The organism is Novipirellula methanifontis, assembly GCF_052161655.1.
Lineage (GTDB): Bacteria > Planctomycetota > Planctomycetia > Pirellulales > Pirellulaceae > Novipirellula.
In genome coordinates this window covers 8,971,220-8,990,110 of sequence record NZ_CP197418.1, presented here as the reverse complement: position 1 = coordinate 8,990,110, position 18,891 = coordinate 8,971,220, and the positions used below count along the sequence as shown (strand labels likewise).

The 18,891-nt window shown below is 53.9% G+C and carries 1 protein-coding gene; it reads left to right on the top strand.

Annotated features, from left to right (window positions below; genetic code table 11):
- Window positions 1-35: 35 nt before the first annotated feature.
- Window positions 36-18,890, top strand: a complete 18,855-nt coding sequence (locus SH528x_RS31990) for a choice-of-anchor Q domain-containing protein (protein ID WP_442507475.1) — start codon at window positions 36-38, stop codon at window positions 18,888-18,890.
- Window position 18,891: the final 1 nt, after the last annotated feature.

The window sequence follows — 18,891 nt, the reverse complement described above, 5'->3', positions numbered from 1 at the left end:
CCGGGAAACGACGTCGCAGACGGCTAATTGCGGAAATGCTGGAACCCCGTCAAATGCTGGCAGGTGAGTCCGGTCAGAGCAATCTTGAACCGGCCATTGACGCCATCAATCTTCAACCGGTCGCGTTTGCCGACGAATATCACCTTGATTCGAGCGGCGGACTGACGGTGGCAAGCCCAGGTTTGTTGACAAATGACCAAGCTCAAGATGAAATCGTTCTAGCATCGCAGATATTGACGCCGCCCCGCTTCGGAAAGCTGACATTCCCTGGTGATGGCGGTTTCCAGTTCGACCCCTATCCTGGATTTTCAGGGACCGATTCGTTCCGTTATCAGTTTGAGACTCAATACGGTTTAAGTAACCCTACGACGGTATCCTTGCATGTGTCGGCTACTCCTCTAACGAGTTACGATCCTGCTGACAAGCCAAATGTGATCGTCGTCAACTCGGCACCCGATTCAAGCAGCAGTGCCAACGGCTTGATTTCTCTGCGGGCAGCGGTTGCGATGGCTCAGGCCAACGGTCCAGAGAAGGATATCATCGAAATTCCAGATTTCGGTCACGCACTCTCGCTCTCGTCCAGCCTGGGTGCGTTACAAATCACTTCAGATGTTGAGATCCGCGGATCAGTTCATGGCCAGCGAATTGAGGCTGTCGGAAACACTCACCTGATTCAGATCGACGCAGGCGTGTCTGTCACCCTCGAGAACTTGGAACTCACCGGCGGCTGGCGATCCACTGGTGACGGAGGAGCGATTTGGAACGCGGGTGATTTACAGATTCGCAATTCCTATTTGCACTCCAATGAAGCCGTGACCGGACGCGGCGGAGCAATCTTCAACGCGAATGGAGCAAATCTACGCATCGAAAACACGACGATTTCCGGCAACGAAGCATATCTTGATGGCGGAGGAATTTTTAACGCCGCTAGTGCGGTACTACATATCTCTACGTCGACTGTCTCGTCGAATGTATCCGGAATTTGGGGAGGCGGCGTGTACAGTCCCGGTGATTTCACGATTCACGCTTCTACGTTTGTCTTCAATGAGGCCTCAACGGGCGCGAACCTCGCAGTAATCGGTACTGCTTACTTGGCAGACTCCATTTTTGCGTTAGGAAACCAATCTCAAGATTTGGAAGGGACGGTAGTTTCGGCGGGCGGCAATCTCGTCGGGAGAGTTGCATCAAACACAGGTTTTCTCGCGAGTGATCAGGTTGGGACGCTTGGCACACCAATTGACCCCTTAATAGGCCCTTTGCAACTCAACGGCGGATTCATACCGACGCACATGTTGTTGCCCGGCAGTCCCGCGATTGACGCGGGAGTTTCAGTTCACCATTTTCGCGATCAGCGTGGGGCCGATCGGGTGAGCGACGGGCTAGAATCAAATGATTTGGCTGATGATGTTAAATCGGTAGATGTTGGCGCAGTCGAGTTCGGAGCATTCTTCGCAAACGTGACGTATGACGCGGTCGACGCAACCCCACTGGGTGATGGCCGTGTCGATGTCGATCCCAACACTCCCGGGGACCAAATCTCATTACGCGGAGCGATTCAAGAACTAAACGCGTTGGCGGGTGTCGGGACTTCTGCCAACCACTTTGGTGGTATCTTCGAAGCAACGATTTTCAGCGACTTTTTGGACGCTAGGACCTTCGATTTACGTCTGGCAGGCTACGACGAAGAGGCTGCCGCAACCGGTGACCTCGATGTTTACGGGAATCTCACTATCCGTGGCGCGACCACAATCAGAGATAACGGTGGACAACTGCGAATCGACGGCGGGTGGCCTGAAGGAGAGAATCCCTACAACAATCCGGCGCTTCTAGATCGTCATTTTCACGTCCAGGATGGAGCGGTGCTGAACCTGGACGCGGTCAAACTTCTGCACGGGCAAACTGATCACGTCGGGGGCATTGGCGGCGCAATATTGAACGACGGAGGCACTTTGTTTATCAGTGGCTCTACCATCACCAAGAATGTTAGCCAACAGGGAGGTGGCGTCGCCACTTTGATGGGCACGACTTTGATTGATGGAAATTCGGACGTTGACAATAACTTCGCCACGATCGGCGGCGGTGTCTTTCTTGAAGGTGGTTCGCTGTATGTCGATCAATCCACCATAAAGAACAACTATGCGATGAATGGTGGCGGAGGATTTTATATCCGCGACGGAAAAGCTAATATCACCAATCATTCGAGTATTCACGACAACTCGCACTACAGCGGGCTTTTTGATGTCCCTCAAGGATCGGCACTGTTTATTGCTGGAGGCGAAGTTACAGTCTCAGACGACAGCGAGGTGCGTCATAACGGTCACTATCTCCTCGGCAGCAACTACGAACTACCTAATTTTAACGATCCAGACTTGCTTCCGGATCCAGCCCATCGCGTCGCATCGTTGGCTTCATACACTCCGAATGCCTCGGTTTTCGTTGCAGAGTCGGCAGAATTCAATCTGTTGGACTCCAAGCTGTTCGAGCACAACTTATTGTTTGATACCGAGTTGACGATCGGTGTCATTAATCTAGGACGATTTTACTCACGCGAAACAGACTATGACGACAATAAGCTCGTAGTCGCCAATTTTAATTCCGGCACAGCGCTGATACAGGGAGGCAGAATAACTCGTTCCGGTGGGTTTATCCCGCTGTACGTCGAGGTACCAGGTAGTTCGATGGAGTATGCGACTACTAACTTCAGCGGCGCGCTGGTCCAAAACTACAATGGCGATCTAACACTCTTGGACGTCATCCTCACTGACAATGAACCTGGATATCAGGACCATGAGGTATTGAATTCCGGCCTACAGTCTCAGCTACAGATCATCGGTTCAACATTCACCGGATCGGGTTTGATCAATTTTGACGGCAACGTTCATATTCAAGACTCATTGTTTACGGGGGCTCATCATCAGTGGTATGAAAGCGAACCATATTCTTTAATAGAGCACTATGGACAGGATCCCCAACTGGCAACAGTGGCAAGTGAAGCTATTTCACTGGTATCAGCACTCGACGCCACCAGCTTGACAGCTGATGTCAATGATGCGTCCTTGCTGGCAGACTATTCTCTGCCGCTCAATATCACGATTGGTCAAGAAAGACTCGCAATAGAGAGTGTCGATTTTGCGAACGATCAAGTCTCGCTGGTGCGGACAGAGCCTCAGCCGCACCCCGTAAGTTCGGTGATAGTCTTGCGCAACAGGCACGCGGACCAAATCCGCCTCAATGACTTGGATAAGCTTAAACCCTACAGCGTGCCTCTGGATGTCTATTTGGCAACGTCTGACAAGCACCCTTTGCTGCTGCCCAACCGTCAGGAATCTCGCGGCGGTATCGGAACTTCGCACCCTGGAACCCAGGTCGAGGCGATGACGGTCACTGATATCGATTTCGATACCGGTATCGTTACGGTGATCCGCGGACGTCAGGGAACCACACCCATCGATTTTCACGAGGAAACGGCAACTCTTCGAGGAATTGCGGGAGAGATGAAGATTTCAGGCTCAACGTTTAGCAACAATAGCAGTGAGGCGTCACCCGGGCAGGTTCCTTACGATTCATCGCAAACGGTCATCCGGAGTTCGGTCGTCGAATTGGCCCCGCCATTGGTCATTGAAAACAGTACCTTCGCCAACAATCGTAGTGCCGGACCTGTCGCCAGCGTCTTCGCCGAACGCCTCTCGTTGCTACACGATGTCGCACCCTATTATGGGCGAACCGACGACCTCGTCATCGTTGACGCGGGTGTTGTGCAGCATTCCGCGAATCCAACGGCTGCCTCGATGCCTCCGGCGCTCATCGAAAACAGCGTCTTTTCAGGCAGCACCGATCTGTACTCGGGGAAACCGATCGCTGACATTAGCGAGCTTCCCGACAGTGTTAAGCATCAGAACTATGTCGAGTCAATTGGTTTGGACCAGCTAAACGTGCATCAAGGGGATGGTACAAACATTCCTATGCGCCGAACGATTGACAATAACGTTGCTTATGATCCATTTAGACGAATCGAAACCGAGCTTGAAGATGGCGTGCCTGGGCATCAGCGTACTGTAATTATTCTAGATCTCGATGCGCAGGAGCCGACGTTGCCAATGTCCGCATCGGATGCCGCTGGCTTTCTTGGCGATTCGTGGACCCTGCAACCCGACCCTGCACTTTCGGTGCAGCCATCTGCTCAATGGTCGTATACTGATCTTCCTGCTGGGAACTACTCCATTACTGCCTTGGTCCGTGACAGCGCCAATGGAAGCATCGGATTTGACATCAATGGCACGATCGACAGTCGCAGCGTCGACATGCAATTAGCCGAGCGTGATCTTATCACCAACGAGCGTTGGATCACGTTGACGGACGATTATTTCCATGTGTCCGAAAGTGATATTTTTGAGATCACCATTTGGCCAGATGGAGTCAATCCAATTGTCGCTGATGCGATTCGTATTGTCGAACGTACCGATTTACAGGTAGATCCAGTTCTTCCCGACGCGGATCCGATTCCATATCAACCTTTTGAGGATTCGCAAAAGCGTTCTAGCGATTTCTTTCCGTTTCTTGACAGTCGTTCCGCGTACGTGCCTACCAGTGTTTCGATGGCCGCCGAGACGCTCACCGCCACCTTCGACCACTTGTTGCCCGGCGACTATCGGTTAATCGCAAATTGGGACGGTTTGAGCAATTCAATCACGTTGCCCGATCCCGTCAGCGGTGGCACGATCCAGTTTGACGATCCCCTGGCGGCCAACGGGTTCGAAGATAGTTTCTTGGGTGAGGATTGGTACGAACTCGCAACTGTGCGAGTTCATTGGGATTCGTTATCTCTCGAATCCCATCTCCCAGATGACACAAATGGATTTGTCCCCGAGCTGAGGCTTATTTCGCTCGAATCATTGACGGCTGAAAAGCGTCTTGTCGTCCCTCCAATCACCTTCGAGCAAGCGTCGAAGGCAACGTCGCAAATGCGTCGAATTATCGATGACATGCATCCGGGATTCACGACTACCGGAACACCAGCAGCAAACACCGAGAACGGATTTGGCGTTTCTAAGGTCGAGCTTCCAGCTGGGGAATCCGCCCAATATCACTTCACCGGTTTGACGCCAGGCGTTTATCTGGTTGCATCAAGCGCAACCAAAACCGACGTCCCGTTCTCGATCCTAGAAGGCAGTTCCGTTCTCTCAAATGGTCAAATCATTTTTGACTCATCCGCTGGCGGTACCTTGCTTTCACGACAATATGTTCAGCGTCAAATTGGTCCTGTTCCAGCGATCGGGAAGCCTTCCGACGCCGAGTCGAGTGTGTTGCCCGGCAGACCATCGCTACTGAACCCCACAGCTTCTGAAGAAAGGTCGCTCAATCTTTTTAGTGAAGGCGGTTACGGCCAGCCCCTCGACGAAGAAAGCGCGGATCAAAGTCGCCAGGAATGGCTGGTTCTCGATCGCGTCGAAATTACCGGCAATGAAATGACAGTTCAGCTTGCCGGTGGCCCAGGTGTGTTCGCTGACGCCATTCGCATCGAACGCTTTGACGATCTGCATCCATTGCTCCAACCCCTCGCTGATCTAGGGGGATACGCCGGAGCTCATGCCCCCGAAGCCACAGGCCCTCTAATCGATCAGGGCAATCGGACACTGTTTCAGGGATTGGAATCGGCATTAACGATGCCGATGACCGATTCATTTTACGATGGATTGTTGTACCTCGACGACCCTGAATCGTTCGTTCGCAGTCCTGATAACCTTAATGTGCCGAACTTCCCGTACGTCGTTGAAGTCGGCAGGGAGTCCATGCTTGCAACCGGGTTCAGTCGCGAACATTCGGCGTTGATCGTCCAGCGTGGGCATCGCAATACGCATCCCAGCCAACATGATGTGGGGGATTTTGTTACCCAGGGATTTGCGGGTCGTGCGACTCGATTACGCGAACCGGTCCTGAGCGACCAAGCGACCACGATTCGCGTTGATAAGATCGTCGGACTTCCCGACCTCGCTCATTCCACCACACGACAGTTCGATATTCGTGTGGGCCGTGAGCAAATGACTGTCACCCATGTTTCCGATACCGGCGATGGAACGTTGGTCTGGGAGGTTTCACGCGGGACTGGCGGTACAATCGCCAGTCCTTCAATTTCTCAAGATACGCAGGTGCGATTGCTCCTGGACCAGAAAGGCAGCAACCGCTTTTTTAATACTTCAGATTTTGCCGAACGAAATTTGGATTTGGGTGCTGTGGAACTGGTCGACATACATGTCAATACACTCCAAGATATCATCGATGCGGCACCCGGCGATGGCGTTGCTCACACCGCAACCATCGGCGAAATCTCGCTACGCGCGGCAATCAATGAAGCAAATGCCATCGGTGGCTCCGCCTCCATTTTTCTGCCTGCGGGAGTTCATTATCTGACGCTCGATGACAGCAACAGCTCTGACCAATTCCATCACGATCTTGATATTCTCAGCGAGATTACCATCATCGGCAAAGGTGCCGATCAAACCATCATCGATGCTGCCGGACTCGATCGGATTTTCGAAGTCCATCCAGGTGCCAAACTGTCGCTACGAGATTTGACCCTCACCGGAGGAGTCACCAGCGGCGATGGCGGTGCGATTTTGGTGAATGACGGAACCCTGCATCTCAGTGAAGTGTTTATTGATCAATCGAGCGCGTCTCGCGGGGCCGCCGTCGCATTGTTCGGTCAATCGATTGCCGATCTTGATCGATCCACCCTGGCACACAATACCGCCACGGATACTGGTGGCGGCGTGTATGTCGCGTCCGGCGAACTACGTCTCTACCAATCAACCCTTTCGGCCAACGCGGCCGACATCGGCGGCGCTATTTTCGCTGACCTCGATGCAATCGTGGACATTGATGCCAGTACCCTCGTCAATAATTCGGCCTCGATTCGCGTTGGTGGCGTGGAGGCACGCGGTCGAGTGAACGTCTCACAATCCGTGATCGCCGAAAACTCGCACACCCTCGCTGGTCAGTCGCCCGACCTCGCCGGTCGTTTCTCCTCCGGCGGCGACAATTTTATTGGTCAGAATCAACTTCGCCAAACCACTGTGTATGACGCTCGTCGTCCTTCGGGTGGCGGACCGCTGCAAATCACGGTCACCGATATCGACCAATTACCGGCGGCACCGTTCGAGATTCGACTCCAACGTACGCCTTCTGACCCCGTAAGGATTTTGAGTGTCGAGCGGATCAGCGGACATATGCTGTTCATCGACGCATCGTCGGAATCGAATGTCGCTCCTCTCCCCGAGACGGGCGAAACACTCCGATTCGATGGATGGTGGAATGAACAAGATCAAGTCGGCGAGATAGGAGGCAAGATCAATCCCTTGCTCGGTCCGCTGCAACTCAACGGCGGCAAGATCATCAACCACGAACCATCCGCGACCAGCCCCTTGGTCGATGTCGGCGCCCCGCCAGAAGATCATCACGAACCCTTCGACGCCCGCGGCCGAGCTCGATATTTCGATCACGATCTCGATTCCATTATGCAACGCGATATCGGCGCAATCGAACGGGACAATTGGCTCGAAATTCAAGCGGACACCATTGTAAAAGTCGAAGGCGACGCCGGCACGACGCAAACGTTCGACTTCACCGTTACCCGTTCCCAGAGTGACCTGCCGTTGACGGTCCGCTATCACGTCGTTGGCTCGGGCACCACACCGGCTGACGCAAGCGATTTCAGTGAAAACGTCTATCCTGCCGGGACGCTCGAATTTTCCTCGGGCGAAGCGTCTAAGGTGATCTCGATTAACGTGGTAGGCGAGACTACGTTAGAAGCGAACGAACGTTTTACGATCGCGATTGAAGATACCCATCCCGGCGTCATCATCCGAAATCGCGAAGCCTTGGGGGTCATCCTCAACGATGACTCCGTGCGAGTGAAGGTTGAACTAATCAACCCTACCACCGAAGGCAGTCCTGACGAAGCCCAACCTGCGACAAATCCGTTTGATTTTTCCGTCCGATTGGACAACGCCGTAGAAGGCGGATTGGTCATCGTTTATGAACCTTACGAGTCTGAATATGACCTTTACCCAGCTCAGTCCGGTACGGATTTCCAATCGACTCAAAGAACATTGCAATTCGCAGGGATACAAAATGAGACATTGGAGTTCAACGTACCAATCCATCGCGATCATCGTGTCGAGTGGGACGAAACATTCACGATCCATGTAACCAGCGTCAGTCATCAACTCGGCTCCGTCGACAGCCGAGCTATCCAAATTTCATCGCTATCGGTCACCATTGACAACGACGATGAGTTCGCTGTTCAGGTGCTCAGCAGTCGCCAAACTTCGTCTCCTTCGGAACCCTCCGTTATCGAGACGCAGCTCCAGTTGACCGCCAGTGTTGATCGGCCTGTGATAGTTCAAACGACTGCCGGCCCTGTGGTCTTCGATGGGTACGCTGGCGAAATCCGAACTGTAGTAGCGTTAGGAAGCACTCCTGCGGTTGTCCAGTCCGTCGACGCTTTCGGTTTGGAAACTAATTACAACCCCAACCACCAACTTACTGGCGGTGGCAGTGGCAGCGGAACGGGCAGTGGAACAGGAAGTGGAGCAGGAAGTGGAGCAGGAAGTGGAGCAGGAAGTGGAGCAGGAAGTGGAGCGGGAAGTGGAGCGGGAAGTGGAGCGGGAAGTGGAGCGGGAAGTGGAGCGGGAAGTGGAGCGGGAAGTGGAGCGGGAAGTGGAGCGGGAAGTGGAGCGGGAAGTGGAGCGGGAAGTGGAGCGGGAAGTGGAGCGGGAAGTGGAGCGGGAAGTGGAGCGGGAAGTGGAGCGGGAAGTGGAGCGGGAAGTGGATCTGGAAGCGGTGGAGGAAACCCTCCCTCGCCATTCGATCCTTATGATAAAACCAGCGTCACAAGCGAGTACTTCATGTATGACCTTACGCTGCCCGAGGTAACGCCTTACGCCCTTCAGCATGACACGTTCTGGTGCATCGCGGGCTCGGAGCGTGAGCAAGCTTGGACCGCCTGGCACCTGAAAGACTGGGCCGAAATCGATCGATTGTTGATCCAGGTCGAAGCCTTGCACGACGCTATCGCGGAGGTCGCCGTCTCGGACTCCTCTGGCGGATACGAAATCCCCACGCCCTACATGGCATTGATCTGGCTCGCCGACCAGTTTTGGGACCAAGCGAAACAGATCAACTATATGATCGAATATGAGGGATGTCGATATCAACTGCCCACCCCCGTCCCACCTGATAGCTCCACCGGAGAGACCACCAACCCGCCTGAAATCACAACGTCCGCCGACGATGACGACGACGTACACCTGCTACCCGCCGCTGGCGGACTGTTCCCCCAATACCCCTTCGAACAAACATTCCCTTGGGTCTCGCACGAAAATCAACAGCTACACACCGGACAGGTGTTCCAATCCCAACTCGTTGTCGATGATTATCAGGTCTCCCATCTGGGCACGACAACCTTCAATCCAATTCCCACCTACTCGATCCCCACCGACGTCACGCTGACTGCCTCGTCCGAGATACAACTCCGAGTCGCGGCCAAACAAACCGACCCCAACATTCCCCAGGTATTTGCCGAAACACTCAACAGCACGTTGGGAACGATCACCGTCGGCGATGATTTCACGCTCACGTACACGCCCAACCCCAATGTCGCCCAAAATCTCTCGCCACGGCTCAATCCTGCTGGCCAGGTCTATCGTTACGATGGCTTGGACGACTTCGACGTGGCCGCGGTCGTCGTCGAAGTCCCACCTGGCGGCGGTGCCGGCACCGTCACCCACACCCTGACTAAAGTTCCCATCAGTGTTCAAGTCACCGATTCACTGCCAGTGCTGATCGGCGATCGCAGCCACACGCCGGACCTCACCACCAACGCCTGGGCACTCGACAGCCCGCTAAATGTGGATATGGAGTCCACCTCCCGTATTGACATAGGGCAACTGCTGGTTGATCCCGACGGCGATCCAATCAGAATTTTCAATGTGCAACCCTCGGGTACTTTCGACGCCAAACAGTACGACGACGGAAAATTCTCGATCCCCATTGGCAACATTCAGCGTGCCACGAATCATGGCCAATTGCCAACGTTCAATGCCGGCATATTTACCGACCTTCGCGGTTTCGCCAATACTGCCACTGTCACGACGTGGCAAAACGTGGCTACCCGCAATTTATATTTCAAGCTCACTAATGCCAGCACAATTGTCCCCGGTGATGACAACGGTGAGGACCCACGGCCGCCGACTTATCTGCATGGCACCACGATCGACCTCCAAACCGATTTGACGCCAAGTGATGTCAACTCATCATTTGCCTCGGGAACCCGCTGGAACCCGAATCCCGGCGGTTTTGCGACCTTGGACGTGCTGGTCGACAGTGGCCGGGTGGACGATGAAGGCAATGCGATCATTCGTACGTTACAAATTGATGTTGCACCATCCTCCCGGAGCGGAACCGCCCAACGGCTCGAGCCCGTCTCACAGCCCACACGCTCGTTTGAGCAAACCGTCTCACCCAATCTGCTCGATCGCGATGATAACTCGGCTGATACCCAATGGACCGTCGACGCCGTCGCGGCCCAGCCCGATCGATCCTACCAATCCGTTGGCGGCGTTCCAGTTGACCTCGTCACCGGTTCATTCCTAATTCAGCACGATTTAATCCTCGATGGCTCGGGCGGCAATTCGGAACTGGCGATCCCCGGACTGGTCTACGATTCCTCCACCGTACATGTCAACGGTATCCAAACCCCTGTCATTCAAGCCCTGATCACTCCGCCACCGGGATCGACAACGACGTCATCCGTCAACGCCAAGCTGACATGGTACGATCACAAGAACGATGACAACCTACCGAACACGCCCTTCGGCCGCGAAGTTATCAGTGAAGGAACGTTTAATCTGAACTGGAGCTCAGGTCCACAAGTCATCGCCCTGGCTGTCGCTGACGCTCCCAAACTGACCGGGCTGTATTCATGGAAACTGGAGATCCTGATCGGTCAGGCGAAGATCACCAAGTACGGCCAAACGCCGGTGGACGTCAACCAAACCGTCACCGCGTCGGACTTCAAGGCTGCCTCGCCGGTTGCTTGGGACGACACTGCCATCTTCGGGGATGGCTGGTCACTCGCCGGCGTCCCCACCCTCACACTGGACCGATACGACGGCGGCGATGCGCATTCACGATCCTTCAACCGTGACGGCTTCGACGACCGGTTAATCCTGACGTTCCCCGGCCAACAACCCCGAATTTTTGACTACAGCGACTTGACCGCGGCCAATTTGTCGCTGCCACTGGAACTCGCCAGCATCCTGCCCGGTTCAAAATCCATGGCCGTTAGTCGCGATGTCTTTGCTGATCCTCAAGAATACGGCACTCTCACCGCCCGTCACGCCGCCGCCTCGTCATCGTATCCCGAATCTCAGCATCATCCCAAGAAACCTGACGAAGTGGTCTACAAAGCCGCCGACGGCACCGAGTACATTTTTTACCGCTACGAAGTTAAGCCCAACGCAACGGTCACAGAAACACAGCCGCGTTACCTACTCAGTCGCATCGAACAACCGGGAATCGATTTCGATCCCGCAGTCAACATCTATGAAACCAATCCCGCATCAACGGAACGACAGGGCGTGGTGTTAGAGCGAGACAATAATCCCAATTCTGGAACTTACGGACGTCTCAGTGCTATCATCGCCTCCGACGGCGCTCGCACGGTGTTGAACTATGAAGGTAACCACGTCAAAGATTTTACGCTCACGTCCGGTAGCGAGTCACGCATCGTTCAGCTCAAAATCACGGATGATCAGCTAGAAAAACTCACCCATATCAATGCTGCACCTTCTGACTTCTCGGACGCGGTCGTCAACAACCGCATCCGTCAATTCACTTATCCCAACGGACAACTTACCACCGACCAATGGCTTTCGGGCACCCATGTAGATCGCGAAACCACGTTCATTTACGACGCCCTTGGTCTAGCTTCGATTCGACTCGGCGCTGCCACTGAAACCAACGATCTAACGGAACTCGATGGCGTCCAAAACAACACCATCTACCACATTAACGTATCACACCTTGCAGGGCTAAAGGATGTACCGGACTTGCGAAACAGCCAGCCGCTGGAAGCGTTCACTGCCGAAATCTTTATTGACGTCAGTGACCTCAAAGGCTTAAGCGGCGACGGCACAGCCGAACTCGACACCAACGGAATCCAAGTCAGTCAATACGAGTATGACAAGCAAAATCGACTTGTCGCTCAGCGAGAGCTCTACAACGGCGATCCCCTCGCAAAAACAGAATTCTTCTACGACGCGATCGGATCCGTCAAAAAAACCCGCGACTGGGCAACCGGTGCTGAAACATTTTTTGAATATGACTACGAAACCCCCTTGACTTTGATAGGGGAAGACGAACATGGCAACCCCGAAATCGACTCACCAGCGTCTCAAGACGATACTCCGATTTATGATCGAACCGACTACCGAGGTAATGTCACCCGCATCGTCACCCCGACTTTAACGCAGACCTTCGAGTACGAAACTGACTCGGAATTCGAAGGTGCCGTTGGCAAGTTAAAGGTAGCTTTAACCAAATACAACAAGCCGAAAGTCGCTGGCGTCCCTGATGACGTCGAAGCTTTTCTTCGCACCGAGTACGACTACACCGCCGACGGACGCATCAAGTCACTGATTACGATCCGCAACGGCAAGGACGATAGCAACACCTTGGAAAAGGACCAGGATTACGTCGAAACGTGGCAATACAACGGCCCCGAAGACACAGGGCAACTAGACAAACAAATTGACGTCCGAGGACTCGTCACCAACTTCAGTGCGTATCATAATGCTCGGCCCTTACAGGTCTCAACTCTAAATCTCTCAATCAGCGGTGCGATCTCCGTTGACAAGGCGACTTACGCTTACGACGCATTAGGATTCCTCGATACGACCCTCAGCGAACAAGATGGCGTCGTGCTTTTGACGTCCGACTTGGATTACGATGCTGTTGGCAACTTGCGACGCACCCGAACGATCAATCACGACAACAAAGTCAGTTCGGAAACGATCTTTGATTACGCTGCCGATGGCGCGCTGATTCAGCAAACCGCGATACATGCTCCGGAACCCTATGTTCCGACTAGCGACGATACCGCCCCGCTGAGCATGGCGTCTGGACCCGTCGAACGAGTTGAGACGAAATACACGATTGATCGCGCTGGATTGACAACGGACGTCATCGTCGCAGCAGGATCGACGTACAAGTCGATTTATTCGGGAACTGACGTCGGCGTACAGCAAGCTACCGCCTATACCTATTACGCTGACGGCTCCTCCCAATCGATCGCTCTGCCGGACGATACCGTACAGACGTTTTATCGCGACCCTGATACGAGGTCGTCCTGGACATCAACTTCGCGAGTTGCAGCAAACGGCTCCCTGAATGAAAGCTTGATCCAGCAAACAAAATACAACCAAGCCGGTCAATTGATCGAAACGCACAACTTGTTGACAGGCGCTAAAACGAAATACGAATACTCCAGCAACTTTTCCGTCAATCCGGAAAAAGTCACCGACTTGCAGACGAATCTCGGTTACGAGGACCACACTGCAACTGAATTCACCTATGCCGACGTCATTAACCAATTCCTCTACAATGACTTGGGGCAATTGATTTTTAGTGCTTCCGAAGGAATGGCCGCCACAAGTTACGAATACGACGAGCTTGGAGCCCTCCTGTCGATTACCAAGCATTCGGCATTCGCATCGTCCGAAGGAAATCGTATCACCGCGTTACCAGACCCACGGCTGCGAGGAACGTACACATCGAACCGTTTTGAAACCAACGCAGCGGGCGATGTCCTGCTTGCAACCGAATACCGCCTGACGCACGACGGAACAAATTGGGTGACGACGCCACTTGTGACCGAAACGGTTTATGACACGCACGGTCGCGTCGAAGAGGTGCAAGATCACCGCGTCAGCAGCGGAACTGAAAACGATGCCCAAGCCGCAACGGTCCACTACAGCGTCGACGCCTCACTTCATGCAACCAAAATCCAGTCCACATCTCGCACTGGCGAACAGTCAACGCAGTGGATGAACGCTCTGGGTCAAGTGGTCCAAGAGAAAAACGCATTCGGCGGCATGACGGTGCACCAATACGATACGCAAAGCAATCTCGTTGAATCGACCTTCGCACCGGTCAGCGGCGACGTTTATATCACCGGCCCCAGGACGGTACGTTACCAATACGATTCGCTCAGTCGTCTTCGCGCCACCGTGTTGGACGGTCCTCAGCCGTTCTTCAGTGCAACCGACTATTTCCTACCGAATCAAACTGCCGGCGACGGTTGGCAGGTTGTCTCATTTGCGGCGCTCCCCGGTAACGATCCCCAGAATCAAACTGACGCGGGAAACATCAAAACCAAAGCGACCAAGGTTAAACAAGACTCACTCGGGAGATCATATTCGATCGAACAGCCTGCCGCGGGGGAAGTCGATCATGACCTTGACGGTGACGAACCCGGTTCGACCCCGAAAATAACAAGTGCACACGGAGTCACCCGAACGGACATCACGACCGACTATTCTCCGAGCACTCACTCGCTACGGCAAACCAGGCTCGTCACCAATGCGAAACAAAATGGTGACGATTACAAAATCGTGCAAATCCTCAATTCGCAGGGGAAAACGCTCGTTGTCATGCAGCCGCAACTCGGCAATGTCGCTGAAACAGAGAAACAACGACAACACTACTTCTCATCGGGAATTCAGTCGCAAACCATCGACATGGGACTCGCCGAGCCCTCAATCACTCGCTACTTCAACATCGATCCGATCGTGGGGATGGCGACCACCGTATCCACAGGTGATTTTAATAACAACCAAGGGACAAAGGATACCGGCTACGTCTTCGACTCGGCAGGCAATGTCACCTATTTGAAAACGGCCACGGGTCAGAACAATAAGCGAATACAGTATGACGCACTCGGTCGCAAGGTAAGTGAAACAACATCCATTCACACCGGAACTCTCGCTCCCTGGATTGAGCACGGGACGGAAACGGTCGAAGAAGTCATGCGAACTTGGACTTACGAAGGACCGAAGACAACGTATAAAAATCGGAATGATGAGCGTACCGAAGTCGTCGTTGACGCCGCCCTGCGTTCGATGGAAGAGAAATGGTACAGTTCAACCGGAACGCTTTTGCAAACAATTGAAAGCACGCTTACGTCCGAAGGGCGTCCAGGCGAAATCGATACTCAGGTTCCTGGACCGAACAGCGTCGGCGATTCTACGATTCGTTTTGAATATGACTCTCTCGGACGGATCATTTCCGAGCGAAATTCTGACGCACACAGCGCGCCCGACTATCTGGTCTCTTCGACTTACAACATTCTCGGTGCTGTTTCTGAAAAAGCAATCTCGATGCGATCCAGCAACACCGCATCGGTCGACTCGCCGATCCTTCATCGCGTTTACGGCGTCGACGATTTGGGCCGCACCGTTACGATGCGACAGACATTTGACAGCGATGACTTATGGCAAAACGACGATGCCCCCAACGATAAATTCCTACAGGCGGTCTACAATCCTGACAACACGCTACACGCGCTGCAGCGTCACGACGGCCAGTCCTCCACCTCGGCATCGCGCGGCCAAACCGACTACCAATACGATGCCCGTGGTCGGCTCTCTGGTATCGCTCATGGAAATTCCGGTAAAATCGCACAATATGATCGTGACTATACTGCACACGGGGCGATCTCGTTCACCAGCCAGACATTTTTCAACGACTATTCGACGGTTCCGATTGTAGGTACTAACGAAATCCATTACCGCTACGATTTACTCGGGCGAGTTATTTCGCGAGCTGAAGGGTCATGGCCGAATTCCTCACCGGCGGATGAAGATTTCATCGACGAACCGGGACGGGATTTATTGGGCAACCGCGAAGATGACAATCGAATCACGCTACAGCCAAACCGAGTCGTTGCCGATGACGAGTTTACCTACCGATATGACAAAGAAGGACGGGTTGTTCAGAGGATACGAAAAGGCTCGAGTACGCCGCTGCCGTATAAAATCTACTCTGACAGTTCGATTACTTACTCAGATTCGGTTTGGATCGACGATGACTGGTCGGTCGTCGACGGACAACAAGTTTCATCGGACGCCCCCGATGCGTATATGACGTTTAATTACGATCTCCCGGAACACGGCGAGTATGACCTGTATCTGGACTGGGACGCAGTCACGCTCGGCGGACACGCAACTGTCGAAGTCAACGGTGTGGCCGGCATTCACACGGTGCCGATGTATTTCCGGGAAGCACCCCCAAATCATCTCGATGGCGGAGTTGCTGTTGGGCACACGGGACATATCGGACGATTCTATGCTACCGAAAGCGGTACGATTCAGGTTACGATCACAAAAACCAACGACGGACCGATCGCTTTCAAGCATTTCTATGCCGCTGCGGTCAAGCAACAAACAACGTTTGCGTGGGATCATCGCGATCGACTTGTTAGTGCCGAAATTACCAACACGGCAAGCACCGACTACACCGTGACGATGGTCCACGATGGACTCGACCGAATCCGCAGTCGCACGGTCGTTCGCTCCTATCGTGAAGATGGCCAAGACATCACCAAAACCGAAGTCACCGGCTACATCCTTGACGGTCAGTCGGTCGTATTCGAAGTGAATCAAACCGAAGATGCTCAACACCTCCACTATGAAATCACCCAAGCCACAACGGAGTTCTTAGGCCAAACGATCGCCTTTGACACGATCAACAGCGAAAACTCAGCCACGCAAACCGTATGGGCTTATCCTGACTTCGACGGAACGATTCGTTCTTTGGCGATCGTGGACGACGGGCAATGGTCAGTCGTCCATCGCCAGTTCTCCGATTACGGACGCCCCGGCCAGATCGACCAGTTTCTGTTGGGGGCATCGGAGGACACGCGGCTTATTTCGGCACCGATCCAATGGCGAGGTCTCCAGTACGACGACATTCTCGGACTTTATAGTGAAGGCAGTCGTGGCTACTACACCGCGTCCGCAGGCTCATCTCTAGTCGATCGAGGCGGTGAAAATGGTTATGAAGTCTTCACCGGCCCACCTTCGATTTACGTCAAGCGTAGTTCGGATACTCATTTGTCGATTTTCAAAGAGCAATATGACGTCGGAGCATATTGGTCTTCATATTTGCCGGAGCAGGGTCCAACACGTGGATTCTGGGGAAACTTGGGCGCAGACTACGCACACTATTTCAATCCGCAGAACAGTCTGGACGAAGGCGGCGCGTTGAACTCTTCAATCGCGTATGTTCAGGCAGGCGGATGGATTGCAGCGGGTGTAGCTGGCGGTGCTTGGCTTGGCGGCGGCAGTGTTCTAGCAATCGCTGGCGCGTCCGCTGGTGCGGTTGGCGGGATGGCGTCAACGTATGCATCCAATCCAAATTCAAGCCTTGGGGGCTATGCATACGGTGCAACACTTGGTGGCGTTGGTGGCGGTGCAACACCGGCATTCGCGTTCGCGGGGCTTGGCGGTGGCACTGCCGCAGCAGCAGGTGCTTGGAATCTCGGATACGACTCACAAGGAATTCGCAACGCTTATCTCGCAGGCGATCTCGCAGGCGGAATCTTAGGCATCGGAGTCGATGACGCAGTGCGTTTATCGCGGATGGGCGTAGGTGCACGCAGCATCGCCGCACATGCGGGCGGGCGCACTGCGATAACTGGTGGCGCTGCGTTCGCAGGCGGTTACGCCGCGTACCAACTTAACGGCGGCGACGTGCAAAACGCCTTCTTCTGGGCTAATATGTCGAGCATGCCCGGCGGCATGCTCGCGAAGCTGCTCCCCTGCTTTCCTGCGGGAACTCCGATCCTGACTCCCGAAGGCTCTAAGCCGATCGAGCAGCTGCGATCTGGCGACTTGGTTCTCTCCCGTGACGAACACGACGTTCGTGGCGACGTCTCACCCAAGGTGATCGAAGAAGCCTTCGTTCGGCACGGTGAGATCTTCGAACTTGTTTACCACGACGGCACTGATGCCGGTCGCCGCGTCGAGATCACACCAGAACACCCGATCTACGTTCGCGGGCGAGGGTGGACTGCCGCCGGGGAAGTCGAGGCTGGCGACGAAGTCTCCACCATCAGCCTGCTTAGCAGAGCCCAATCACACGCCGTCGCAGTCGATGAACTCTTTGCGGGCGAAATCTGGGAGGGTGGTCAAGAGACCGACACCACGACGCTGCCTGAAACTGATGCGATCCCTCACAGGTCAACTTGGTCGCGTGTGACGTCGAATGGTCCAACAGGCCGGTTCGAGATGGTTTACAACTTCCGTGTTGCTGAATGGGCCACGTATTTTGTTGGGGAAGGTGAATGGGACGCCGTGTTGTGGGTACACAATGCTTACGACCCCAAGGTGCTGAACTTCAGGGCAAAGCATGGCCTACCTTCTCCCGATGGCGTTCACCAAGGGACTGTTGCGTACGCTCGACAAGCAGGATCGAGGCAAGGTGCTTATGGGGTGAATCCATCGTTGCCTGTCAACTCAAGATATAAGATTGGCTCGCGAGCGCAAGCAGAGCTTTCTGAGGCGACGGGATCGAGTGGAGCCGTTTTGAATCATGCAGAAAGTGCCGCACTCGCCAACCTTTGGAGACTTTCGCGAAGACAGGCTCTCGGCAAGGTTGAAATTTTCTCTGATCGAGCCCCATGTCCGTATGCTTGTCAGCCTCAACTCGGCGGATTGCTTGGTCGATACGGAATTGACGAGTTAATAATAACAGCAGGCCGCGATAGGGCTGGGCAATCGCAATGGCTAATTCGACCTGGACAAGAAGCCGTTAGACTTAATGATGTGTTTTAAG

Excerpts from the sequence above, each read along its gene's own strand:
- SH528x_RS31990 (WP_442507475.1), top strand. The coding sequence starts at position 36 with ATGCTGGAACCCCGTCAAATGCTGGCAGGTGAGTCCGGTCAGAGCAAT.